We start from the raw sequence: 22,072 nt of genomic DNA, 5'->3' as shown, positions 1-22,072 counted from the left end.
TAAACCAGACCAGCGCGGTAGAGTCTGAACGCCGTTGAGGCGGCCAGACCGGCCCGTGCAGTTTGGTAGGCGCTGGGGTGATAGAGCCCGTGACTGAGTACAGAACGCATGGCCGCCGCGCTGGTCTTTGTGAAGCCCGAACGGTTACGCGCGCCTTGATTGAGCGCGCATGCACAAGCAAGGGATCTGAAGATCATGTCTGTTACCTCAGTGACGGTGGGCATCGACGTGGCCAAGGCGCACGTGGATGTCTGTGTGCTGGGTGCCAAGAGCAGCGCCCAGCGGTTTGACAACGATGCCGAAGGCCACTCGGCGCTGGCGGCTGCCCTGCAGCCCCTGGACGTGGGTCTGGTGGTGATGGAGGCCACCGGCGGCTACGAGGCCGCGTTAGCGTGTGCCCTGCAGGCCACAGGCCTGCCCGTGGCGGTCATCAACCCGCGCCAGGTGCGCGACTTCGCCAAATCCATGGGACGCCTGGCCAAGACCGACGCGGTGGATGCGCGCACGCTGGCCGAGCTGGCAGCGGTGCTGCTGCGCCGCGACGATCTGCAGCGCTTCTTGCGCCCCCTGGCCGATGAGCGCCAGCAGTGGCTCGCGGCCCTGGTCACGCGCAGGCGCCAGTTGCTGACCATGCTCCATTCGGAGCGCCAACGGCTGCAGATCACGCCCAAGAAGCTGCACGCCAGCATCGAGGCCATCGAGGCGGCGATCAAGGCGCAGCTCGATGAGATCGAAGAGCAGATGGTCACGCATGTGCGCGAGCACTTTGGGGAGCTCGACACGCTGCTGCAGTCGGCTGCGGGAGTCGGCCCGGTGGCCAGTGCCACGATGATTGCCGAGCTGCCAGAGCTGGGCCGGCTGAACCGGCGCGAGATCGCTGCATTGGTGGGCGTGGCGCCCATGGCCAATGACTCCGGCGGCAGCAAGGGCAGGCGGCGCGTACAAGGCGGGCGCTTCGAGATCCGCCGCGTGCTGTACATGGCAACGCTCACGGCCACCCGCTACAACCCGGCCATCAAGGCCTTCTACGAGCGTCTGAAGGCCGCTGGCAAGTTGCCCAAGGTCGCCCTGGTCGCTTGCATGCGCAAGTTGCTCACCACGCTCAACGCCATGGTGCGCACTGGAAAACCTTGGGACAAGTCGCTTCATGCTTCATTGCGCTTGACTTCGAAGACGGTTACTCAGTCGCTGTGGCAGCTCGCGCCGCACCCTGGCGCGAGCGTCGAGCAGTGTCTCCAGGGAGCAGCCCACTTCGGTCATGCCGACAAAGGCCCGCTCGTACTCGCCGGCGATGTCCTTGTCGTTGCCGAACAGCACTTCGTGGGGCGGCCGGTTGTGGCCCGCCAGATAGATCACGAAGCACTCGACCATGCCGTCGCTGATGTCGCCCGATTCGTAGAGCTGCCACACGTCGAACAGGTCGCGGGGGTGCTGCCGATCCAGCGCGGCCACCAGCTTGCTGGCGTACAGCTCGTCCGGTGCCAGAACCGGCAGCTCGAACTCGACGCCGAACAGATCGCTGGTCTTTGCGCTCAGCGGCCGCCGCTCGACGGGCAGCACGCTGCCTCGGAACACGACGTTGACCTCGATCTTCACCTGGCTGGCGTCGTTCTCGACGATCAGCTTGGTGTCTCCCAGGTCCTTGGCGCGAACCAGGCGTGTCTGCACGCCCAGTGGCGCAACGCGCGTGGCGATGGCGGCCAGCTCCTGGTTGATGGCTTGCAGCGCTTCGTCGCGCGGCGTCTGCCACGGGAGGTACACCACGTCGATGTCCACCGAAAGGCGCGGCATGTCCCGCACGAAGAGGTTGATGGCCGTGCCGCCCTTCATGGCGAAGATGTCGTTGGCGAACACGTCGGGCGCGACGGCCAGCAGCAGGCGAACGGTGTCCGCGTAGGTCTTATCCATGAGGTCTCAGGCTCAGCAAGGTGCCGTCATCGAGCCGGCTCATCCAGCGCGTGTTGCTGCCGGTGCGAACCGGGTACTGCTCCAGCAGGGCATCGACATCCACGAGGCTGGTCTCGCGCGCCCAGGTGAGGAACAGGCGCACGGCCTTCACGCTGGCGCAGCAAGACAGCAGTTGCCCGAGCAAGTCCTTGCGGGGGGAACGCAGTCCATCGAAGAGGTTGCGGGCCTCTTCGAGGCTCTGCTTGACGCCGGCTTCGTACAGCAGCTCCAGAACGGCACGCTCGGGGGCTGCCACCCGCAGATCCTCGGGCAGGCCAGGCGGCGTGGTCAGGGTCTTGCCGGCCAGCGCCGTGTCCGGCCAGTCGAACAGGCGGGCGTGGACATAGCGGGCCGGAAAGCGCGAAGTGAACCAGGCCGGCAACGCGAAACGACCGTCGCCCCACAGCACCAGCGCCTCCCGGCTGCCCAGGTTGTGCCGCACCCCCTGCAGGGCCAGGGCGCTCTTGCCGCCGACGTGCAGGCCGGGCACGCGCTGTTGCAGGAACTTCAGCGCACCGTAGACCCCGAACTCATCGTTCGGGAAGGCATAGACGCCATGGGCCAGGCGCACGAGCCACCCGCCGTCGGCATAGTGGGCGGCGAGCTGGGGCGACACCCCGAACTGGCTCAGGGTGGCAAGGTCGAACGGCGCCCCGCGGGGGAGTCCGGCCTGCAGTCGCTTGATTACCTGGTGCCGAGAATTTCCATCCATGTTATAAAAATAACACAGAATCCAATCTACCCCTAGAGCCATTGCAAGAACGTGCATGGAAAGTAGCATTAGGTTTGATTTATCGTGCAGAATCTAATCGATCTGCGACCCGAGCCAACCCGGCTCTGCCGGCCGCAACCCGCCCTCCTGATCGCGGTCTATGCTGGAGGGCAGGCCACGACCGGCCGCTCCGCGAGGTGAGGCACCACTGAAGCCGAGGCATATGAGCATGACCACCAACACGCACAACGGGCGCTGGAGCCACCGGCTGGGCCGGGGGGCTGGCCGTGCCTGGCGTGGATACCTGCGCCGCGAGCAGCGTGTAGCCGGCTGGCTGGTGACGCGCGGGGTGCCTGCGGGCGCGATCACGGCGGTGCTCTGGATCGTCAAGCTGGCCGTACTTGGCGTGCTGCTCTACACCGTATCCTGGCTCGTCCTGCTGCTTGCCTTTGCGGTGGTCGCCGCATGGCTCGCGCGGAACGCCGATGCGGATGATGAGAACCAGCCAGAGTGGCGTGAAGGACACTCCGGCCATGGTCTGTACGACAAGAACGAGTGGCGCCACGACATGGGCGACTCTGACGAGTCGTAGCTGCCCCATCGGTGCGAAAGGATGCGCCTTACTTCGCGCCGCCTTTCGACGCAGCCGTCATCGCAAGGCGAGAGCCACTACCTCCAGCCGCCTTTGCGTCGCCGGTAGCGACGGTAAGCGCTCCAAGAATATTGCCTGCCCGTACACCAGCCCAGGCCAGTGCCATCACCCAAAACGTCGGCAGCACGATGAACATCATCGCCATGACGAAGTTGAGCAGCATGTCGCCAAAGGCGTTGTTCAAGCCGATCAGCGGATCGAAGTTCGTGTGCGGCCTGTCCGCGCCAAACCCCCAGCCGTAGAGCGCGTCCAGGATCGTGCTGTCGATCCAGCGCGCGAGCTGGAACCAGAAGTCCACGAAGAACAGCGCGAACTGGACGCAGCTCACCGTCACCACCGTCTTCAGGTCGTAGGTGCCGATCAGCAGCACCAGCGGGATGCAGATGACGAGCGCCATCTTGAGCATCGTCAGCACCATCGGCAGCGCCTGGCGCACCACGTCCATCGCCGGAAAAAAGCCCAGTGAGCCGACGGTCAGCCCCAGGTCGCTCGCGCCGCGCGTGACGACGTTCGGCAGCGTCTTGTCGATCTGGCCGCCGTAGTCGGTGTAGACGGCGCCCTGGTTCATCTTCTGCTGCCTCGGTGAGACCACGGCGCGGATCACGGAGTCATTGACCTCGCTCGACGACAGGAAGCCCACCCAGCGCCCGATGCGGGTCAGCAGGTCCGGGTCCACCTGTGCCAGCAGCCGGCTGTGCAGTCCCTGGCCGCCATCGGCCCACCACTGCCGGCAGGACGGATAGCCGCCGCCGCTGTCCACCTGTGCCAGCCCCGCATCGCGGGTCGCGTCGTAGGGCCAGGCCGTGCGTGGGGTCTTGGCGCGATAGGTGTCATAGAAGCCGGGCGTGTCGAGGAAGTAACTCGACCCGATCCAGGTGACGTCGTTCATCTGCTCGTCGGAGAGCGTCGGCCGGTTCATGAACAGCTTGGCGCGCGACGGCCCGTAGCAGTCGTGCGTGAAGTCGGCGACCTCCTGTGCCAGCACCGGATCGTCGATGCGCGTGGCATCCACATCCATGCGAATCTGACGCAGGTCCGTGCCGCAGGGGATCGCCGCCACCGCGGAGCCCGTCACGGCTTTCGACAGCGCGTGCATGAAGAACCACCACACCGGCACCAGCGCGCTCTGGTCGTTGAGCGCCGTGTAGACGTTGGACCAGCCCGTGTCGTTGGGCAACGGGACGTTGACCTGGCATTGCGCGGAGCGCGTGGTGTCGAACTTGATCGTGGCGAGATCCACCGGGATGAACGGGATGCCGGCGAACATGATGACCACGATCGCCACCCACACCCGGTTCTCGATGCGCATCGACGACAGCACGCCCTTGTTGCCTTCGTCCGCACCCTCGCTGCGGGCCTTGAGCCATTCCTGGATCACGATGGCCACGAACGGCAGCGCGAACACGCCGCTGGCCACGAGAATGCTCCAGATGCCGTTGTTGACCACCCAAGCCACCAGGGTCAGGTAATACTCCAGGTAGTCCGTGGTGTAGAGCGTCATGCCTGCCTCCCGGTCTCAGCCGTGCCGCAACAATTGGCTGGCTTCCAGCGCGACCACGGCGATCACGGCAGCGATCTCCGTGCGCAGCAGGCGCTGATGCGTTTCGCGGGACGGCTCCCGCCGCAACAGGCGCCGACGCATCCACCACCAGCCGTAAGCCGTCGCTCCGTAGAGGCACAGACGCCACACGAAGAAGTGGCCGGCGTGCGCCTGCAGCCAGTGCTGCCAGCCCTCGACGCCGCCGACCACGTGGATGCCGGCGATGTTCACCGCCACCGCGGCGGCGACCACCAGCAAGGTCCACAGCAGCGCCACGCCGACGCGGCGGTTGAACAGCCATGGCAGCCACAGCCAGGCGAGCCGGCTCATGGCGTGCCGCTCCGCGGCTTCTGGACTTCCCGCAGACGGTCGCGCGTGGTGTCGCCCTCGAAGACGCCGCGCGAGCCGGCAGCGCGGGTGCTGTGGCGCTGGATGATCGCCATCGCCGAGTTGCCGGCCAGCGTGCGGCGCAGCTCCAGCTCGGTCTTGAGGTTGTTGATCTCCTGCTCCAGCGCGCTGTTCTCCTGGTCCACCGCCTGCACGGCGAGCTCGTTGGCGGCGACGTTCGGCTCCTTCTTGCCGGTCAGCAACGTGCGTTGCAGCAGCAGGGCCTTCTCCAGCACGCTGGACAGCGCAGCCTCGGACGCGAGGCGCCGGCCCAGCACGTCCTGGTCGGGTTCGTCACGCAGGGCCTCGATCACGCCGCGCGTGATCGGCAGCGAGCTGCTGCCGGCTGCGTCGAGATTGGCCAGCGTCGTCGGCCGGGCGCCCGTCACCAGTTCCTGCAGCGCCTGCAGCTTGGTCTCGTACTCTTCCTGGATCATTGGCGTCAGCCCGACGCCAGGCGTGGTCTCGGTCTTCGTGCAGTTTTCGCAGGTGCGCTGCTCGCGTTCGCCCAACACGCGGGTCGCCCAGTCCGCGGCCGCCTGGGGCGAGGACCAGGTTTGGCAGGTCAGGCGGTTGCCGCAGGCGCTGCGCGCGATCGACGAGGTATCGGTGGCGCTGCGCCCGTTGAGCAGGTTGTAGCCCGCGCGCGTCACGTCGCCGACCACCTTGATCGAACTCTGACCGGAGCCGCCCGCGTTGCCGCCGCCGACCCATGGCACGCCGTTGTTTCCTTTGTTGGACTCGGCCTGCTCGATGGCGGAGACGGCATCGGTGCTGCTGACCGCATCCCGCAGCGCCATCCCTTCGGCGAGCTGGTCCCAGCCGGCCTGGCCGCCGGCCATGTCCGCCATGCGATTGGCGATGGCGCGGCAGGTCATCTTCGAGCGGTCGAAATCCAGGCGCGCCTGCAGGATGCCGTTGGTGAGCAGGTTGTACAGGCCCGGGTCGGCGCGCTGGATGATCAGCGCCGGCAGCGAGGCCACGGCGCTGGTGGCGTTCTGGATCACGTTGCTCATGATCGTCTGGAAGCCGTTGGTGATGCCGTTGAGCTGGTTCTGCAGCGTCGTGGTGATGCTCATGTCGCCGCAGATCAGGTTGCTGTTCCAGCCGACGCCGACGCCGATGCTCTGCATGTTGCCGGCACCACCCATCGACACGGCCCGGCCGCCGCCGATGCTGTAGAGCACGTCGTCGCCGATCACGCTGCCGCTGACGTTCACGCCATTGGGGTCGATGCGGGTCTGCGCCCAGGCGACGCCGACGGCCAGCGTGATGGCCGCCACGAGCAGCGTGGCCCGCAGGGGCGACTTCGCGCGGCGCAGGAAGTCAGGGAGGGAGGCGTTCATCGTGGGTTCCTCACATGAAATCGACGCTGCCGAGGAAGACCTGGCCACGGCGCCGGCAGCAGGAGTACGGCCGCCACAAGGCCCAGGCGTAGTCGCCCTGCTGGGCCTGCACGCGGGTGCGGCTGTGCGGGAAAACCACGCAACTGTTCGAGAGCGTGGGCGTCAGCTCCTGCCACTTGCCCGTCGAGGCGTCGGTCTCCATCAGCGCGCCGGCCGGCCAGTACCCGTCGCGGGCGTTGGCCAGCAGGGGCTGGTACACGTGAATCTGGTTGCGGCGCGTCACGATGTCGCCCGCGCGCTGCGCGACCACGGCGCCGCTCTTGTGGTCGTCGGTCTGGTGCAGGAAGCCACCGCGGGGATACACGTTGCCCCAGAGGTTCAGGCCGGTGCGCGTACCGATTTCGCGCCGGCCGGGGATGAGCGCTTCGGGGTAGAACGCTTCCGGGATGTTGTAGCGCCAGGCGATCGTGTCGAGCGTGCTCAGCAGATACGGCATGAAGGCCGTGCCAGCGCCTTCGCAGGTGTAGCCGGAGGCGCTGGCGAACTGGCTGAACACCATCCCGGCCGGATGGCCGATGACATCGGCGTTCTTGAACTTGGCGAGGTTGTTCTCGTTGTCGTGATTGGTCGTGCCGTCACCGCCAGCCTTGGCGGTCGGGTTGGGCATGCTCATCGCCCTGACTTCCTGCCACGGGTTTTCTCCGGTGTTCGAGTAGCTCGACACCACCGCATCGGGGACGTAGTGGCGCACCTTGACGGAAGTGCGAACCGAGCAGCCGAAGGGCGTGCAGTACAGCCAGTAGCAGATTCCGACCACGCGGTATTCGAGGCAGTCGGGGGACAGCGCCGACGAGACGATGGTGGCGGTGTCCAGGGCGAACGTCGACGTGGCCGCGCCCAGCAGCAGCGAGGCGGCGGTGGCGCGCAGACGCCGGGACGCCAGCAGGAGGCTCATGGCTGCGTGCTCCGGTAGGCGTCGATGCGCGCGACGGCGCGGGACACGTCGGGCTCGCCGTAGACCACGTAGCGTCGATCGACCACCACGGCGGGAATCTTGGCGATGCCCAGTCCCCAGGCATCCGCGACACCTTGATAGGCATGGCCGATGCGGCGCTGCAGCGCCTCGCCGCCGTCATGCAACCGCTGCCGCACCACGGCTGCGGCCTGTTGCGGGTCGGCCGGCAGGTGCGCGGCGAGTTCGACCTCGATGCGCGTGGCCTGGTCCAGCTCGATGATCCGCACGCCGGCCGGGGCCTGCACCGGATGACGGCTGTCGGTGACGACGAGCACATCGGCGGCCGCCGCGATGGGACCGAGCAGCGCGGCGCACAGTCCAGCGGCCAGCCGGGCGGCCAGGAGGCGCCGCGAGGCGGCAGGAAGGTTGAGGGAATGAGCCGGCATGTCGCGCCTCCGCGGAGTCGATGCAGACTCGTAGTCGAGCGCAACGCAGATCAGGGGACGACAAAGAAACCGAAACCGGTCAGTCCCGATTTCTCTGCGGGTCGGCGAAAGGAAACGGGAGCCAAGGGCTCCCGTGGTGATGACATGAATGCGCGTCGGCTGGTGCTGCTACAACAAGCCGGCTTCGGCGAACGAGTACGGGCTGCCCTTGCCGACGATGAAGTGGTCCAGCACCCGGACATCGACGGTGGCCAGGGCGCTCTTCAGCCGCTCGGTGATCGCACGATCAGCGGCCGAGGGCTCGGTGTTCCCCGAGGGGTGCTGATGCGCCAGGATCAGCGCCGAAGCGTTGAGCGCCAGCGCACGCTGGACCACCACCCTCGGATACACCGAAGTCTGGTCGACCGTGCCCTTGAACAGCGGCTCGAAGGCGAGCACCTGGTGCTGGTTGTCGAGAAACACGACGGCGAAGATTTCGTTCGGCTCCGCGACCAGTTTCAGGCGCAGGTAGTCGCGCACGGCGGCGGGACTGCCCAGCGCCGGACCGGCCTTGAACACGCGGTTCTCCAGCAGGGTGATGGCCTGCCGGATGATCCAGTCTTCGTGCTGGGCGGCGATCAGGGTGAGCGACTCCGGGCGGGAGTCGGCGATGACGAGAGACATGGCGAACCTCCAATGGATGAGATCGGAGGGCGCCTGCCCCTGGAGGGCAAACCCTCCTGGGGACGATGGGGATGGAACAGGTGACGAGCGGGCATCCACCACCGCGGATGCGGTGGCTGTTCGCGTCAAGGGATGCGATGCGAACGGGTTTCGATCAACGCGGACGAGCCGCGCCGCAGCCTTGAAGATCGATGGCTACCTGGGCATGTCACCGGCAACGCCGGCGGGCATGTCTGGGGAATGGGCAGGTTCGGCTGCGGTCGTGTTGCCGGCGGCGAGCAGGTCGATGGCCGACAGCAAGGCATCGCCTTCGACGGGGCCGTGCAGCAGGAGGGTCTTGCCGGACTCGCGGTCGCGCAGTTGCAGGGCCGGCGTGGCCGCGATGCCCTGCTGTGCCGCTTCCGCCGCCTGGGCACGGATGACGGCATCGGGGCGATCGCTGTCGAGACAACCCTGCATGGCTGGCGTGAGGTCGGGATAGCGCAGGCCTTCCGGCAGGCCCTGGCCGTCGCCACGGGTGTTCGCGTAGAGCCACGCCACGGCTTGCCAGAACGTGGCATGCCCGCCCGTCTCGCCCGCGCACTCGGCCAGGCGTGCCCCGGCAGTCGCAGCCGGCTCGTGCATGGACAGCGGCAGGTGGTGCCACTGCCAGTTCACCTCGGGATGGGCGTCGATCCAGCGCTTGAGTTCGGGGAAGTAGGCCCGGCAGTACGGACACTCCAGGTCGGCGTACCCGACCACCGTGAAGCGCGCATCGGCACGGCCATACAGCCAGGGCGGGCCAGCCGGTTTCGACGCTTCGAAACCGGCGGCGGCCGGGGACATGGGCTCGGTTGCCGGATGCGGCGCGCGCAGCAGCATCCACGAGGCCACTGCAATCGTCGCCACGATCAGCAGACCGATCCAGGGATGACGGCGGGCGAATGAAGGCAGGCGCATCGTGTTGCTCCCGTCAGGCCAACGTGTCCAGCGCCAGGGGTTCGATGCCCCGCGCACGGTCGATCTTGTCGGCCACGCGGAAGGCGGCATCCAGCTCGCTGATGCCGTGCTGCTGCATCAACTGGAAGCGTTCGGCCTTCTCCTCGGGTTCGGTCATCGCCATCGCCAGGTAGAGGCTGGGCGGCACAGCGCGGAACAGCACTTCCATCGACTTGGACAGGATGACGCCCTCGCTGAACTTGCCGGCCTCCTTGCGTGCCGAGAGCATCAGCGCCTTCTGCGAAGCGTTGAGTTCGCGGAAGCGCGCGATCTTCTCGACTTCATCGGGTGGCATCGACAGGCAGATCCACCACTCGATCATGTTGAGCATGGGCTCGGCCGCTTTCGGCAGGTCGTCCAGGTTCTGCGTGGCGAGCCAGAACCAGGCGCCGAGCTTGCGCCACATCTTGGTGATCTTGACCACGTAGGGCGCAAGCAGCAGGTTCTTCGTGATGATGTGGCCTTCGTCCGTCACGTTGATGATCGGGCGGCCCAGGAACTGGTCGCGCTCGGCGATGTTGTTGACGGTGTTGATGAGCGAGATGTAGGCAATCGAGAGTTGGGCGTTGTAGCCCTCGCGCGCGAAGGTGGCGAGATCCACGATGGTGATGTCCGCCTCGGGCCACGGCGTGCCGGACCGGTCGAACATCTCGCCGTCCACGCCCTGGCAGAACATATCCATGGCGTCGGCCATCTCCAGCAGCCGTGCGCGCCGCATCTCCGGCAGCGTCGCATCGCGGGCGCGCTCGCGCAGCGCGTCGCGCACATCGCGGGTCAGTACCGTGCGCTTCTCCGCTACGCAGCGCTGTGCCGCATCGAGAATGCACTGGCGGATCAGACTGCGGTCGGCGCGCGTCATGCGCGCTTCTTCCTTGTCCTCGCCGCCGGTGATCATCAGTCGTGCAGTGATCTCCAGCTCGCCGAGCACGTCGCGCTGCTCGTCGCCCTCCACGGCCATGCCGGCATCGGTCTGGTCTTCGTCGAGCGCATCGGCGTCCAGCGTCTGTACCTGGCTCGGCGTATCGACCAGGCGCCAGGCGTCGGCGAACGGAGCCAGACTGACGCCCGCGCCGGGTGCAAGTTTCACCCGATGCACGGTGAGACCCAGCCGTGCCGCGAAGTCGCCAAACAGGCCGAAGCTGTTGCCCGCCTCGACGATGAACAGGCGCGGCCGATAGATCGCCGTGACCTGGTTCAGGATGTTGTTGAGCGTCGCGCTCTTGCCCGAACCCGTGGGGCCGAACAGGAACAGGTGCGCGTTCATCTGCCGGTCGAGGCGGTTCAACGGATCGAAGGTGATCGGGCCCCCGCCGCGGTTGAAGAACGTGATGCCCGGATGCCCCGTGCCCTGACTGCGGCCCCAGACCGGCGCCAGGTTCGCCACGTGTTGCGCGAACATGAGCTGTGTGTACCACTGGCGCTTGTCGGAAGCCGGATCGAACACGCACGGCAGCCAGCGCAAATAGCTGTTCAGCGGCGCCACCTCGTCCTCTTCGCGTACCGGTTGCAGGCCGGCGTTGAGCATCACGTTGACGAGCTGCAGGCCGCGCGCATCGAGCTGGGCCAGGTCGCGGCCGCGCAGGTAGAACGCCAGCGCGCCGCGGTAGAGCTTGTGCGCGCTGCCGATCAGGCCGCGCGCCTGCTGCACGTCCTGCCGGGTCTGCTCCGAGGCCAGGGTCTCGCCGACGGCCTTCCTGGCGAGGTGGTTGAGGTGCGCCTCCAGCACGTCCTGGGGCGTGGCGACCAGCGTCAGGCACATCACCGTGTCCTCGGGCATCTGATCGAACAGCGCGTTCATGGCATCGCCGCCCTTGCGCGTCTCGCCCGTCAGATGGCCCGTCACGGGTGGCGTGCGCAGACGATCCATCACGATCACCCGATGCGGCATGCCGTCGAAGAACCACAGGCCGTTGGGCACGTCCGAGCATGGCTGGCCGAAGAACAGCCGTTGTGCGAAGTCGGTGCCGCTGGCGAGTTCGATCTCGCCCTCCTCCCGCTCTTCCGGGTAGCGGGTCAGCGCGTAGAAGCGTTCCCGATCTTCGGCAGTGGCGCCGAGCAAAGTCGGATTCGGGTTGAACCAGCGCAGCAGCCAGGCGTGGATGTCCGCCGCGCCGAGACGCCGGGCTTTCACGCCGGCATTCGCCAGCCCGCCGGCGAGGCGGTCGCAGATCGTGGTCAGCGCCTGCTCGGGCGACTGGCCGCGCCGCGGGGCCGGGGCTGCGGACGTGCGCCGGTAGACCACCATGCGCACGCGCCGGACCTGGCCGCGCCACGGCAGGCGCGTCACCGTGGTGTCCTCGAACAGGCCACCCGGCTTGGCGATGGCCCGCAGGTGATGGGCGAAGAAGCGCAGGTAGAAGTCGCTGAACGCGCTGTCCTGCGCACGCGGCTGCAGATAGTTCGCCAGGGAGCGCAGATAGTTGTCCCAGCCGGCCTCGTCCTGGGCGTAGAGCTGCACCACCCAAGGGTTGTCGTCCAACTCGTCGAAGGAGTCCTGCAGGGCGTTCTCCAGCGCATCGCGCGCCTGCCACAGCCAGGCTATCTCACGGCCCTCGGTGCCGACCGGCGCCAGCTCGAAGAAGGCCGCCACCGACTGGCCGTCTTCCAGCAACATGCACTTGCTGCCGGGCAGGTACTCGACCCAGGGCAGCAAGTCCGCGAACGACGGCGCGACGCCATAGAGCGCATCGTGGTCGGCCTGGGTGGCCGGCCTGCGCCGGCCCCGGCCGAGCGCGCTGCCCGGCTCGGCGACACCCTGTGCCGCCAAGGCCGTTACGTGCCGTGCCCAGGCATCATCGGTCGCATCCGCGGCGTCAACAGGCGATGCGCCGGGCTTGCGTGACCACGGCAGCGACCAGGCCATCAGTAGTCCTCCACGCGCTCGCCCGGCATCGCGTACTGCACGCGCTGGTAGAGCGGGAACACCGTGCTGTAGCCGGGCACCGGCACCGGGTCGGTGCCCGCCAGGTGCGGGAACACGTACATCACTAGGTCGGGGTTCGGCAGGCGGTGGAACTGGCGGTAGATCTCGTTCTGCGCGGTACGGGTGTAGCGCGCCTGCACGCCGGGCGCCGCCTGCACATCGGCATCGGCCAGCGGCCGGCGCAGGCCCTGGCGCGCATCGAGCAGTTGCCGCGCGGCCTGGCCGCCGCCCGCGCTGCCGCCGGTCTCCTGATGCCAGATGTCGAGCATGGTGCTGTCGCCGTGTGGCAGCAGCTTCTCCTTGCTGGTGGCGCAGCCGCCGAGCAGGGTGGCCGCCAGCAGCACGGCGGCCGCGTCAATCCAGATCCGAGGCATGGGCTTCTCCGGTGCGGTGGTGGACCCGACGCCCCTTGGCGTCGTAGTCGATGTCGAGCGGCTGCTCCAGATGCACGGCCACCCTGGCGCCGGGCTGCACGTAGACCGCCGCGAAGGCCTGGCCGTAGAGCTTGTTGACCCAATCGGCCATGTCGCGCACGCCGCCCGCGAGGATGCGGCCCATCGCTTCGTTGCCGCTGATGCCGACGGTGCCCAGCGAGCCGTTGCTGTTGGCGACCACGGCCACGCTGCCGTTGTCGGACTTGATGAGCGAAGCGGCGCCGGCGCCGGCCGCGGTGATGAGTGCCTGGCTGCCCAGGTACTGCTGGGCGTTGCTGCGCCGCTCGCCGCTGACGCAGGGAATGCCGTAGGGGTCGCTGATCCAGCCCAGGCCGCCTTGGATGCTGGCGCCGTTGTGCCCCGAGTTGCCGCCGCTGCTACTGCCCTTGCTGCTGTCCTCCGGCACCGTGCGGATGGTGCCGTCCTGGAACACGAACGTGACCGAGCGGATTTGCCCGCGCACGCACGAGAGCGTCCAGTCGCCCGAGGCCGTGCCGCTGACCACGGCGCCGGCCACGTCGGGGATGTCGATGCCGTTGGCCGTGAGGTTGTCCGGGCCGATCAGCACCTTGAACGGGTACGGGTCGTTGACGGTTCCATCGATCGGCACGCGCCCGATCAGCGCCGTCATGGCAATCGACCCCATGAGCGTCGAGTTCGACGGCACGGTGTAGACAGCCTTCGTGGATGCGCCCACGGCGCGGCTGCCGACGTCGGCGACGGATTCCACTGCGGCCGACAGGCTCTTCTGGGCCGGCCCGAAGCTCAGGGGAAAGCTCGGCTCCTTGCTGCCGTTCTTGGCGTCGACCTTGGCATCGTCGGGCTCGACCCACTGCGTGCCACCGACGCCGCGGTTGAAGCGCTTGCCGTCACCCTCTTCCAGTCCCAGCCCGACGGGCAGGTCGGACGGGCCACCCTTGCCGGAAAGACCGTCCAGTTGCCGCTGCAGATCCTGCAGCAGCCCCTGGGTCTGCTGCCTGTCGCTGGCCACCTGGTTACGCTCCTGCTCCAGGCGGTTGCGTTCGCCTTCCAGCGCGCTCTGGATGCGTTGGTCGATCGCGCTTTCCCGGGCACGCAGGCGCTCGTTCTCGGCCTTGTGCTGCTTGTTGTCGCCGAGCGCGCTTTGCAGCTCGGTGCGCAACTGCTTCACCTGGGCCACCAGCGTGGCGACGGTATCGCGCGGCGTGTCGCCTGCGATGCCCAGGGCTTTCATCTCCTCGGGCGTGAGCGTACTGGCCGCGCCCTTGGGGGCGGGCTGGCCGCCGGGGGCGCCGGAGAACAGCTTGATGCCGACGAACACCAGCAGCAGCGCCATCGGGATCAGCAGCCACTTGAGCAGCGGATTACTCTTCATCGCGCGCTCCTCCGGTCGAACCGGCCGCAGCGGCCGGCGGCAGGTTCACGGTGGCGTCGATCGGGCTCAGCGCCGGCAGCAGCGACTCGGCCAGGCCGTGGCCGCGCGTGACCAGGTAGAGCACCGTGGTGTCGGACGCGGTGCCGGCCGGCCCCAGGTTCGGATGCTGGAAGGTCGCCGCCACGAAGTTCCCCTGCAGGGCGCGCGGGTCGAGGTCGAGCCAGCGCGCCGAGGTATTGGTGAGCCGCACGGCCGTCACCCACTGGTCTTCCAGGCGCCACGCGGCCAGTGCCCGCGCATGCACCGGCAGTGTCGGCAGCAAGGTGTCCAGCGCGAGGCCGCGGCGCAGGTTTGCGCGGCCGATGCCGGCGACCGGCTCGACGGTGCGCAGCGGCGCGTACAGGTTCTGCGCGGCATGGCGCGTCAGCACGACCGATACCGGCGTTTCGCGCCGGGGAACGGATTTGTCTGCGGGCGCATCGGCCTGCTCGTCCGCGCCACTTGCTGCACCGCCGCCGTAGCGCTTCGCGGGGGCCTCCGCTTCCACGATGCGCACCGGCTCCAGCGGCGCCTGGCCGTCCTTCGCCGGCTCGGCGGCGATGTCGAGCAGGATCAGCGCGCCGGATTCCACGTCCTGCAGTTGCAGCCGCGTGGGCGGAATCGGCTCGCTCGCCCGCAGGTAGATCGCGCCGCCCGCACTCTGCACGCGCAGATGGTCGCCGACGCTGGCCGGTACGCCGACGCGCACATTGCGGTCGATGAAGACCACGCGCTCCTGGCCGACCACCAGCGGCACCGGCAGGGGCAGCCGCTCCCAGCGCAGGATTTCCACGGCCTGGCTGGCCGGCACGACACCGAGGATCAGCAGGACGCTGGCCAGGGCCGACAAGGCAACGGGCTTCATGGGGAGTCTCCCTGCAGGTGGCCGGGGGCGTTGGCGGGCACGCCGGCCTGGGTCGGCGTCGGCGGCGGTTCGATGCGCTGGGGTGCGCTGGCGTAGCAGTCCAGCGCCAGGCCGAAGGGGTTGCGCTCGGGGTCGATGTCCAGCCGGACGACCTTGATGGGGTAGCGCACCAGGGCGCGCTTGACCTGCTCGGAGCCGTAGTATTCGTCCGCGCTCACGTCGAGCGTGACGATCCAGTCGCGGTCGGAGACCACCTTGACGCGCGTGGCCGGATCATCGCCGTAGCCGCGGCCGGGAATCTCGTAGATGCCGCGCACGCGCTGACGCAGCTCGCCACTGGCGCGCCGGTACTCGTAGTCCTGCTGCAGGAAGGCCCGGCAGCCCGGCGTCAGGTAGGCCGACAGCGCGCGCAGGTTGCGCGGATAGTCTTCTTCGCCGTTCGTGGGCCAGCGCTGCACCTGCTGCCAGATGTAGAACGAGAAGGCATACACGCTCTCGGGCGGCACGTCCCACCACTTGCGCGTGCTGCCCGAGCGCAGGTCCGGCGGCACATGGATGGTCAGACTCTTCGGCGCACTCCACCAACCGAAGCCGAGCAGCAGCGCCACCACGAACAGTGCGCCGGCCCCCAGACGCAGCGTCTTCACATGCGCCTGCAGGTGCGCAACCTCGTTCCTGAAACGGCTCATGGCGCCCCTCGATCGGCGTTGCGCCGGGTCGTCCAGTAGCCCGAGCGGGTGATGAGGCGCCGGCCGCCCAGGAGCGCTGCCAGCGCCGGGTGCCGCAGGGCCAGCCGCCACTGGAGCTGCCGGTACAGCCAGGTGTCGGGCCGGCCGCGCTTCTGCGCGCGCAGGAAACCACCGCCGACGAAGACGCCCAGCGCGATGCCGGCGACGATCAGCGTGGGCACCATGGCGATGCTGTGCGTGAGCCAGGCCAGCGGCAGGCCGAGCGCGAACCCGGCTGCGGCCGACAGGCCGGCGCAGATCCACAACTCGTCGGCGGTCAGCCCGCGCACGACCACCGGCTGGCGGTTCAGCCGGTGCGGCAGGAACGTCACCAGCGTGTCTTGCGGGGTCTCCGAAGGGACGGCCATCGCTTGCCGCCCTCACAGCACGCCGGTGGCCTTGGTGAGCAGCCAGATGCCGACCACCAGCAGGATCGCGCCCACGGCGACCGTCAGGCCGAACTGGCCCCAGGTGGCGCGGCCGGTGTGGATCTCCGAGTAGCGCGTGTAGGCGTGATAGCAGACACCGACGAACATCGAGGCGACCACGAGCAGCGCGATCAGCAGCACGATGTCGTAGCCGTAGTTCTGCAAGGTCTGCAGGATGCCGCTGCCCTGGCCGCGCGATGGGTCTTCCATGGTCGGCAGGCCCTGCGCGAAGGCCGACAGCGGCAGGCCTGCGAGCGCCAGCGGCAGCAGCGGTGCGGCGATGCGGGACGAAATGCGATGGGGTGTCGGTGGCATGTTCATGGCGTATGGCCTTTCGTGACGGTCAGGAGAGGAGGAAGAAGGTCAGCACCAGGTACATCGCCACGAAGCGCACGACGACGGCGAGGAACTGACGTTCAGTGATGCGGTGCTCGGCCCAGCCGACGTAGGCGGTGCGCATGGCCCACACGCCCCACAGCAGCAACACGGCGAACACGAAAGCGAGCACCACGGCAGAGACGGCCGAAGGCGCAAAGCCGCCGTTGGCCTGGAAGGCGGCGACCTGATCGGCAGAGGGCGTCATGGTGACCGCTCCTCGTCGTCGGCGCGGTCGCGGCGGACGTAATCGCCGGCCAGCGGGACGGGATCGCGCGGCTGGGCGCGCTGGGGCACGAGGTAGTCCTGCAGGCCGGTGCGAACGCGCTTCAGGTCTGCGCGCAGTCGGGCGTAGTCGAAGTGGTAGCGGGCGCGTTCCTGCGGAGCGGTATTGGCGGCGTGCTCGGCGAGGTGGTCGATCAGGTCGAGTTGGCGGGCGAGCGCGGCGAGCTGCTCACGCTCCGAGGCGAGGCTGTCGGCGGCGACGGCAGGCTGTAGCGTCGAGAACGAGACAGCCAACACCACGGCAAGCGCAGGCCATGCGGATGTGCGGCGGTTGGTCTGTCCCATCGTGCCATTCCCCGTTGAAGCGGATGGCCAGATGCTGTGGCGCGCTCTCGCTTTGCGCCGCAGGGAATGGGAACTACGGCATGACCGGATTTGTTGGTCGCGCTGGCCAGCATTCACGCAATGCTTTGTCGGAAGACAGGGAAAGTGAAAAGTGACCCGTTGATTTACAAGGGGTTTTTCAGCAACCTTGTCAGCGACCAAGTCCCGTGTGACACGGATCATGAAAAAAGCCGGAATCCTTGCCAGGAAAAGTGAAAAAAACGTGACGGCTCACTTTTCGACTCGTGACTGTCGATCTAGGCTACGAGCCGATTCCCAGCCCACACTCGTGTCCGGTCCACCGTTGAACGGTACGCCTACATGGCGAAGCCAGAGCCACGCTGATCTTCAATGGGCAATCTCGCCCAGACACCGCATCAACTTGTCGTCGAGCGTGCGCCCTGTTGTCGGGGTAGGTATGCCATACACCCCTGTACTTCCAGCCGTCTTTGCGGTTTGGTAGAGCGCCTCACTTTTCGACCATAACCAGCGCATGCACAGATTCGTCGGTGTCGAAAAACGGCTCACGTTGCTTGCGTGGTTGCTTTAGGCAGCGCGTTCGAATCTCCTCGGGACGATTCAAGACAGGTTTACCGGGCAAACGCTCAGCAACTCCTGTGTGGCTGTATCAACCGCGCGTTGTTCCGGATCTGTTCACCTACTCGCCAAAACGGAGTAGATAGCTACCCCCAGATTCTGAGAGTGAAGTGGTGCAAGGCGATGTCTTCAACAAAGACGATTTGTACGAGGCATTAAGCAAGCACAGAGTGGGAATAGCGATCAATTCCAACGATCCTTCAACCCCGTCACCCGGTTGAACACCACTTTCCCGCCCACCCCGTGGTCCGCACGGTCGGCCACGAAGTAGCCGTGGCGCTCAAACTGGAATTTCTGGTCTGGCTTCGCTGCAGCCAGTGAAGGCTCCACAACCGCCGTCACCACCTTCAGGCTGTCGGGGTTCAGCGCGTCCAGGAAGTTCTTGCCGCCCGCGTCGGGTTGCGGGTCGGTGAACAGGCGGTCGTACAGGCGCACTTCGGCGCTCACCCCGTCGGCGTTGCCCACCCAGGTGATGGCGGCTTTGGCCTTGACGCTGTCGGCGCCGGGGGTGCCGCTCTTGGTGCCGGGGATGACCTTGGCGTGCACTTCGGTCACTTTGCCTTCGGCGTCTTTGGCGCAACCCGTGCATTCGATGACGTAGCCGCCTTTGAGGCGCACCACGTTGCCTGGGAACAGGCGCTTGTAGCCCTTGGGCGGCACTTCTTCAAAGTCTTCGCGTTCGATCCACACGTCCTTGCCGATCTTGAAGACGCGGTCAGGCGGCGGCGTCTGGCCTTCGGCAATGGTGCTGTGGGGCAGGGCGGGCTGGGTGCAGTCTTCGGTGTAGCCGTCAGAGCCGAACACTTCGGCCCAGTTGGTGAGCACCAGCTTGACGGGGTCAAGCACGGCCATGCCGCGGTGGGCCTTGTTTTCCAGGTCTTCGCGCAGGCAGCCGTCGAGCGTGCTGTAGTCGATCCAGGAGTCGCTCTTGGTCACGCCGATGCGTTCGGCAAACAGCTGGATGGCCTCGGGCGTGTAGCCGCGGCGGCGCAGGCCGACGATGGTGGGCATGCGCGGGTCGTCCCAGCCGCTGACTTTCTTCTCGTTCACCAGCTGCGCCAGCTTGCGCTTGCTGGTGATCACGTAGGTCAGGTTCAGGCGCGCAAATTCGTACTGCCGCGGCGGTGGGGCCTTGAGCAGGCCGCCTTCGCACAAACGCTCCAGCAACCAGTCGTAGAACGGGCGCTGGTCTTCAAATTCCAGCGTGGCGATGCTGTGGGTGATCTGCTCCAGCGCGTCCTCGATGGGGTGCGCGAAGGTGTACATGGGGTAGATGCACCAGGCGTCGCCCGTGTTGTGGTGCGTGGCGCGGCGGATGCGGTAGATGGCCGGGTCGCGCAGGTTGATGTTGGGCGAGGCCATGTCGATCTTGGCGCGCAGCACGGCGGCGCCGTCGGCCAGTTTGCCGTCGCGCATCTCGCGGAAGCGGGCCAGGTTCTCTTCCGGGCTGCGGCTGCGGAAGGGGCTGTCCACGCCGGGCTTGCCGAAGTCGCCGCGGTTGATGCGCATGTCTTCGGCTGTCTGCTCGTCCACATAGGCGTGGCCGGCGGTGATAAGGTATTCGGCCGCGCGGTACATGAAGTCGAAGTAGTTCGACGCGTAGTACAGGTGGCTTTCCTGCTTGCCGTTGAAGTTGGATTCCCAGTTGAAACCCAGCCACTGCACCGCGTCGAGGATGGAGTCCACGTACTCCTTTTCTTCCTTCTCGGGGTTGGTGTCGTCAAAGCGCATGTGGCAGACGCCGCCGTAGTCGCGCGCCAGGCCGAAGTTCAGGCAGATGCTCTTGGCGTGGCCCACGTGCAGGTAGCCGTTGGGTTCGGGCGGGAAGCGGGTGCGGATCTTGGCCGGGTCGGGCTGGCCGGCGTCGTGGAAGGCGGCATCACCCGGGCCGCCGCCCCATTGGCGCTGGGCGTAGGTGCCGGTGGCGAGGTCTTTTTCAATGACCTGGCGCAGGAAGTTTGACGTCCTGAGCGCCTGGCCCTCAATTTCTGCGGGAGCTTGGTGGTGTCGAGAGATGCTGGACGAAAGGGACGGGGGGGGCATGCAGTCATTCTAAGGAGAGGCGGAAGCTCCAAGATAATCAAGGTCTAACCCACAACAGGTGTCACGCGCTTGAACCAAAGCACTCCCTTGCCGAACGCCTCTCTGCTGAACCAGCTGTTACGGTTCACCCCCACGGCGCGCATGTTTTTCTCGGGAAATCTCTGTACCCTGACGCAGGGATCCGAGGCTGACGGCCTCAAGCAGGGGACGATGCACCTGCTGAGTCGCGGCGAGCTGCAACTGACGCGCAAGGGCTTTGCGCCGCTGAACGTGCGGGCGCCCAGCGTGCTGTTGCTTCCCCGCGCGTTGGAGCACTGGGTTCAGGGCTCAGGGCCGCAGGGGGTGGACCTGATGTGCGCCACCCTCAGTGAATTGGCGCCGCCGCTGGACATGATCTTGCCGGACGTCACGGTGATTGACTTGACCGCCACGTCATCGCTGCAGCGACCGGTAGAGCTGCTGTTCGAGGAGGCCGAGGCACGTGCTTTTGGTTATCGGGCAGCGATCGACCGCCTGCTGCAATACACCTTCGTGGTGCTTGTGCGTCACCTGATTGATCGGCAACTGCTGTCCGGCGGTGTGCTGGAGGCCATGGTCGACAGCCGTCTGGGTGTGGTGCTGTCCATGCTGCACGAATCGCCAGAGCACGACTGGACGCTTGACAGCATGGCGGAGCTGGCGCACCTGTCCCGGTCTGCCTTTGCCCTGCGCTTTGTCCAGGTGGTGGGCATACCGCCGTTGACCTACTTGACCCACTGGCGCATGGCGGTTGCCCGCAACCTACTCGCGCAAGGGCAGGCAGTGAAGGCGGTGGCCTCTCAGGTGGGCTACGGTAATGCCACCGCATTCGCGCGAGCGTTTCAACGGGCCTCGGGGCAATCGCCCAGCGCTTGGCAGATGGAGCATCTGAGTCAGCCGTAGGTCCATCGCGCCCTGGTTCTGGACGATCGGTGGCGTGATGCGGACGCCGAATGCCGTTGTGTTTGACGAACGGACCCGACTTCAGGTTCAATGCCTTGAGGCAGAACTTTGAAGGAGATCACGATGAACCCGACTGAAAAAGCAGTCCTGGCCGGCGGTTGTTTCTGGGGCATGCAGGACCTGGTGCGCAAGCTGCCTGGCGTGTTGCGCACCCGTGTGGGCTACAGCGGCGGCGATGTGCCCAACGCCACCTACCGCAACCACGGCACCCACGCCGAGGCGTTGGAGGTGGAGTTCGACCCCACGCAGACGAGCTTTCGCGACCTGCTGGAGTTCTTCTTCCAGATCCACGATCCGAGCACCCCGGGGCGCCAGGGCAATGACCGCGGCAGTTCCTACCGGTCGGCCATTTTCTACACCTCGGACGAGCAGCTGGCCACGGCGCAGCAGACCATTGCCGATGTGAATGCCTCGGGTTTGTGGCCGGGCAAGGTGGTCACCGAGCTCGCGCCCGCGGGGCCGTTCTGGGAGGCCGAGCCCGAGCATCAGGACTACCTGGTCAAGCACCCCAACGGCTACACCTGCCACTACCCCCGTGCGGGCTGGAAGCTGCCGCGACGCGAGATCGGCTGACGGCCAACGCTCAAGAACGGTGGGGGTCGGCGCGCCAGTGGGCGGGCCGACCCGGTGTGTCTGTTTTTTTCCTGAGGAGATGGTGATGCAATCCCGGTGCATTCAACAGGCGCCCGAGCTGCGGGTGCCGTGGTGGATCGACGGCGAAGGGCGCAGCATGGCACCGCTGAAGCTGTCCGATCTGGGCGACGGGTTCAAAGTGATCTTCTGCTTCCAGCACTGGTGTCCGGGCTGCCACAGCCATGGCTTTCCGACCCTGCAGAAGCTGATCAAGGCGTTGGGCGATCGCGGCTTCGCGTTTGCCGCGGTGCAGACCGTGTTCGAGGGCGCCGAGTCCAACACCTTCGAGCGCCTGCGCGAGACGCAGTTGCGCTACGGCTTGAACATTCCGTTCGGACACGACCCTGCGATCGGACGCGCGTCGTCGCTCATGGCGGACTACGGGACGCGCGGCACGCCGTGGTTTTGGTGATCGATCCGCTGGACGAGGTGCTCTA

General features: G+C 66.9%; 22 protein-coding genes and 2 pseudogenes. 5 read left to right on the top strand and 19 right to left on the bottom strand.

The features are described from left to right. Nucleotides 1-195: 195 nt before the first annotated feature. Nucleotides 196-1,149: pseudogene (locus tag LG388_RS12260) on the top strand (IS110 family transposase); the annotation flags it as partial. Nucleotides 1,150-1,167: 18 nt separating this feature from the next. On the opposite strand, the pseudogene LG388_RS12255 reads toward LG388_RS12260, so the two are convergent. Next, nucleotides 1,168-1,908, bottom strand: a pseudogene (locus tag LG388_RS12255) (nucleotidyl transferase AbiEii/AbiGii toxin family protein); the annotation flags it as partial. Next, entirely contained in the window at nucleotides 1,901-2,659 is a 759-nt protein-coding gene (locus LG388_RS12250) for a type IV toxin-antitoxin system AbiEi family antitoxin domain-containing protein (RefSeq protein WP_013721903.1), read from the bottom strand. The pseudogene LG388_RS12255 and the gene LG388_RS12250, both read right to left, overlap by 8 nt. 223 nt (nucleotides 2,660-2,882) lie before the next feature. On the opposite strand from LG388_RS12250, the gene LG388_RS12245 reads away from it, so the two are divergent. Then, on the top strand, nucleotides 2,883-3,251 hold the full coding sequence (locus LG388_RS12245) for a DUF3742 family protein (protein WP_029133618.1): 369 nt from the start codon (nucleotides 2,883-2,885) through the stop codon (nucleotides 3,249-3,251). A gap of 28 nt (nucleotides 3,252-3,279) precedes the next feature. Here LG388_RS12245 and LG388_RS12240 read toward each other — a convergent pair whose 3' ends face one another. The 17 genes from LG388_RS12240 to LG388_RS12160 form a co-directional block, all read right to left on the bottom strand. Next, complete coding sequence (locus LG388_RS12240; RefSeq protein ID WP_023085016.1) at nucleotides 3,280-4,812, bottom strand: conjugal transfer protein TraG N-terminal domain-containing protein; 1,533 nt, start codon at nucleotides 4,810-4,812, stop codon at nucleotides 3,280-3,282. A 15-nt stretch (nucleotides 4,813-4,827) separates the two neighbouring features. Further along, nucleotides 4,828-5,181: a hypothetical protein gene (locus tag LG388_RS12235; protein ID WP_023085015.1), complete on the bottom strand. Its 354-nt coding sequence runs from the start codon at nucleotides 5,179-5,181 to the stop codon at nucleotides 4,828-4,830. Next, nucleotides 5,178-6,584 (bottom strand): integrating conjugative element protein, encoded by a 1,407-nt coding sequence (locus tag LG388_RS12230; RefSeq protein WP_225783032.1) that lies wholly within the window; start codon nucleotides 6,582-6,584, stop codon nucleotides 5,178-5,180. The genes LG388_RS12235 and LG388_RS12230 overlap by 4 nt, the downstream gene beginning before the upstream one ends. Nucleotides 6,585-6,594: 10 nt before the next feature. After that, nucleotides 6,595-7,539, bottom strand: coding sequence for a TIGR03756 family integrating conjugative element protein (locus LG388_RS12225; protein ID WP_023115030.1), 945 nt, complete (start codon nucleotides 7,537-7,539; stop codon nucleotides 6,595-6,597). After that, on the bottom strand, nucleotides 7,536-7,985 hold the full coding sequence (locus LG388_RS12220; RefSeq protein ID WP_023085013.1) for a TIGR03757 family integrating conjugative element protein: 450 nt from the start codon (nucleotides 7,983-7,985) through the stop codon (nucleotides 7,536-7,538). Before LG388_RS12220 ends, LG388_RS12225 begins: the two co-directional genes overlap by 4 nt. A 168-nt stretch (nucleotides 7,986-8,153) precedes the next feature. Continuing rightward, nucleotides 8,154-8,648, bottom strand: a complete 495-nt coding sequence (gene radC / locus LG388_RS12215) for a DNA repair protein RadC (protein ID WP_003292123.1) — start codon at nucleotides 8,646-8,648, stop codon at nucleotides 8,154-8,156. A 195-nt stretch (nucleotides 8,649-8,843) separates the two neighbouring features. Continuing rightward, the gene (locus tag LG388_RS12210; RefSeq protein WP_023085012.1) at nucleotides 8,844-9,587 is read right to left on the bottom strand and encodes a DsbA family protein; all 744 of its coding nucleotides are present in this window, start codon (nucleotides 9,585-9,587) and stop codon (nucleotides 8,844-8,846) included. A 13-nt stretch (nucleotides 9,588-9,600) separates the two neighbouring features. After that, the gene (locus LG388_RS12205) at nucleotides 9,601-12,489 is read right to left on the bottom strand and encodes a conjugative transfer ATPase (protein ID WP_225783031.1); all 2,889 of its coding nucleotides are present in this window, start codon (nucleotides 12,487-12,489) and stop codon (nucleotides 9,601-9,603) included. Beyond that, nucleotides 12,489-12,923 (bottom strand): TIGR03751 family conjugal transfer lipoprotein, encoded by a 435-nt coding sequence (locus LG388_RS12200; protein ID WP_023083166.1) that lies wholly within the window; start codon nucleotides 12,921-12,923, stop codon nucleotides 12,489-12,491. The genes LG388_RS12205 and LG388_RS12200 overlap by 1 nt, the downstream gene beginning before the upstream one ends. Further along, on the bottom strand, nucleotides 12,904-14,337 hold the full coding sequence (locus LG388_RS12195) for a TIGR03752 family integrating conjugative element protein (RefSeq protein WP_023083167.1): 1,434 nt from the start codon (nucleotides 14,335-14,337) through the stop codon (nucleotides 12,904-12,906). Before LG388_RS12195 ends, LG388_RS12200 begins: the two co-directional genes overlap by 20 nt. Further along, the gene (locus LG388_RS12190) at nucleotides 14,327-15,241 is read right to left on the bottom strand and encodes a TIGR03749 family integrating conjugative element protein (RefSeq protein WP_023083168.1); all 915 of its coding nucleotides are present in this window, start codon (nucleotides 15,239-15,241) and stop codon (nucleotides 14,327-14,329) included. Before LG388_RS12190 ends, LG388_RS12195 begins: the two co-directional genes overlap by 11 nt. Beyond that, complete coding sequence (locus LG388_RS12185; protein WP_019484551.1) at nucleotides 15,238-15,930, bottom strand: PFL_4703 family integrating conjugative element protein; 693 nt, start codon at nucleotides 15,928-15,930, stop codon at nucleotides 15,238-15,240. Before LG388_RS12185 ends, LG388_RS12190 begins: the two co-directional genes overlap by 4 nt. After that, nucleotides 15,927-16,337 (bottom strand): TIGR03750 family conjugal transfer protein, encoded by a 411-nt coding sequence (locus LG388_RS12180; RefSeq protein WP_017244834.1) that lies wholly within the window; start codon nucleotides 16,335-16,337, stop codon nucleotides 15,927-15,929. Before LG388_RS12180 ends, LG388_RS12185 begins: the two co-directional genes overlap by 4 nt. Nucleotides 16,338-16,349: 12 nt before the next feature. Further along, the gene (locus LG388_RS12175; RefSeq protein WP_019484549.1) at nucleotides 16,350-16,718 is read right to left on the bottom strand and encodes a TIGR03745 family integrating conjugative element membrane protein; all 369 of its coding nucleotides are present in this window, start codon (nucleotides 16,716-16,718) and stop codon (nucleotides 16,350-16,352) included. Between the two features lie 22 nt (nucleotides 16,719-16,740). Next, the gene (locus LG388_RS12170) at nucleotides 16,741-16,980 is read right to left on the bottom strand and encodes a TIGR03758 family integrating conjugative element protein (RefSeq protein WP_003140997.1); all 240 of its coding nucleotides are present in this window, start codon (nucleotides 16,978-16,980) and stop codon (nucleotides 16,741-16,743) included. Next, nucleotides 16,977-17,342, bottom strand: coding sequence for an RAQPRD family integrative conjugative element protein (locus LG388_RS12165; protein ID WP_225783030.1), 366 nt, complete (start codon nucleotides 17,340-17,342; stop codon nucleotides 16,977-16,979). The genes LG388_RS12170 and LG388_RS12165 overlap by 4 nt, the downstream gene beginning before the upstream one ends. An 819-nt stretch (nucleotides 17,343-18,161) precedes the next feature. Continuing rightward, nucleotides 18,162-20,021 (bottom strand): glutamine--tRNA ligase/YqeY domain fusion protein, encoded by a 1,860-nt coding sequence (locus LG388_RS12160; protein ID WP_197970338.1) that lies wholly within the window; start codon nucleotides 20,019-20,021, stop codon nucleotides 18,162-18,164. Between the two features lie 69 nt (nucleotides 20,022-20,090). Between LG388_RS12160 and LG388_RS12155 the strand changes: the two genes are divergently transcribed. The 3 genes from LG388_RS12155 (at nucleotide 20,091) to LG388_RS12145 (ending at nucleotide 22,047) form a co-directional block, all read left to right on the top strand. Beyond that, nucleotides 20,091-20,942, top strand: coding sequence for an AraC family transcriptional regulator (locus LG388_RS12155; protein ID WP_052157284.1), 852 nt, complete (start codon nucleotides 20,091-20,093; stop codon nucleotides 20,940-20,942). 123 nt (nucleotides 20,943-21,065) lie between these two features. Beyond that, nucleotides 21,066-21,575: a peptide-methionine (S)-S-oxide reductase MsrA gene (msrA, locus tag LG388_RS12150; RefSeq protein ID WP_225783029.1), complete on the top strand. Its 510-nt coding sequence runs from the start codon at nucleotides 21,066-21,068 to the stop codon at nucleotides 21,573-21,575. A gap of 85 nt (nucleotides 21,576-21,660) precedes the next feature. Beyond that, entirely contained in the window at nucleotides 21,661-22,047 is a 387-nt protein-coding gene (locus LG388_RS12145; RefSeq protein WP_225783028.1) for a peroxiredoxin, read from the top strand. Nucleotides 22,048-22,072: the final 25 nt, after the last annotated feature.

The sequence above is a fragment of the Xenophilus sp. Marseille-Q4582 genome, assembly GCF_916700565.1.
In the GTDB taxonomy this organism is placed as follows: domain Bacteria; phylum Pseudomonadota; class Gammaproteobacteria; order Burkholderiales; family Burkholderiaceae_C; genus Xenophilus.
The sequence above is the reverse complement of the archived record's forward strand: the minus strand, read 5'-3'. Positions and strand labels throughout refer to the sequence as shown.

Coding starts and splice junctions, on each gene's coding strand:
- LG388_RS12250 (WP_013721903.1), bottom strand. CDS start 2,659: ATGGATGGAAATTCTCGGCACCAGGTAATCAAGCGACTGCAGGCCGGA.
- LG388_RS12245 (WP_029133618.1), top strand. CDS start 2,883: ATGAGCATGACCACCAACACGCACAACGGGCGCTGGAGCCACCGGCTG.
- LG388_RS12240 (WP_023085016.1), bottom strand. CDS start 4,812: ATGACGCTCTACACCACGGACTACCTGGAGTATTACCTGACCCTGGTG.
- LG388_RS12235 (WP_023085015.1), bottom strand. CDS start 5,181: ATGAGCCGGCTCGCCTGGCTGTGGCTGCCATGGCTGTTCAACCGCCGC.
- LG388_RS12230 (WP_225783032.1), bottom strand. CDS start 6,584: ATGAACGCCTCCCTCCCTGACTTCCTGCGCCGCGCGAAGTCGCCCCTG.
- LG388_RS12225 (WP_023115030.1), bottom strand. CDS start 7,539: ATGAGCCTCCTGCTGGCGTCCCGGCGTCTGCGCGCCACCGCCGCCTCG.
- LG388_RS12220 (WP_023085013.1), bottom strand. CDS start 7,985: ATGCCGGCTCATTCCCTCAACCTTCCTGCCGCCTCGCGGCGCCTCCTG.
- radC (WP_003292123.1), bottom strand. CDS start 8,648: ATGTCTCTCGTCATCGCCGACTCCCGCCCGGAGTCGCTCACCCTGATC.
- LG388_RS12210 (WP_023085012.1), bottom strand. CDS start 9,587: ATGCGCCTGCCTTCATTCGCCCGCCGTCATCCCTGGATCGGTCTGCTG.
- LG388_RS12205 (WP_225783031.1), bottom strand. CDS start 12,489: ATGGCCTGGTCGCTGCCGTGGTCACGCAAGCCCGGCGCATCGCCTGTT.
- LG388_RS12200 (WP_023083166.1), bottom strand. CDS start 12,923: ATGCCTCGGATCTGGATTGACGCGGCCGCCGTGCTGCTGGCGGCCACC.
- LG388_RS12195 (WP_023083167.1), bottom strand. CDS start 14,337: ATGAAGAGTAATCCGCTGCTCAAGTGGCTGCTGATCCCGATGGCGCTG.
- LG388_RS12190 (WP_023083168.1), bottom strand. CDS start 15,241: ATGAAGCCCGTTGCCTTGTCGGCCCTGGCCAGCGTCCTGCTGATCCTC.
- LG388_RS12185 (WP_019484551.1), bottom strand. CDS start 15,930: ATGAGCCGTTTCAGGAACGAGGTTGCGCACCTGCAGGCGCATGTGAAG.
- LG388_RS12180 (WP_017244834.1), bottom strand. CDS start 16,337: ATGGCCGTCCCTTCGGAGACCCCGCAAGACACGCTGGTGACGTTCCTG.
- LG388_RS12175 (WP_019484549.1), bottom strand. CDS start 16,718: ATGAACATGCCACCGACACCCCATCGCATTTCGTCCCGCATCGCCGCA.
- LG388_RS12170 (WP_003140997.1), bottom strand. CDS start 16,980: ATGACGCCCTCTGCCGATCAGGTCGCCGCCTTCCAGGCCAACGGCGGC.
- LG388_RS12165 (WP_225783030.1), bottom strand. CDS start 17,342: ATGGGACAGACCAACCGCCGCACATCCGCATGGCCTGCGCTTGCCGTG.
- LG388_RS12160 (WP_197970338.1), bottom strand. CDS start 20,021: ATGCCCCCCCCGTCCCTTTCGTCCAGCATCTCTCGACACCACCAAGCT.
- msrA (WP_225783029.1), top strand. CDS start 21,066: ATGAACCCGACTGAAAAAGCAGTCCTGGCCGGCGGTTGTTTCTGGGGC.
- LG388_RS12145 (WP_225783028.1), top strand. CDS start 21,661: ATGCAATCCCGGTGCATTCAACAGGCGCCCGAGCTGCGGGTGCCGTGG.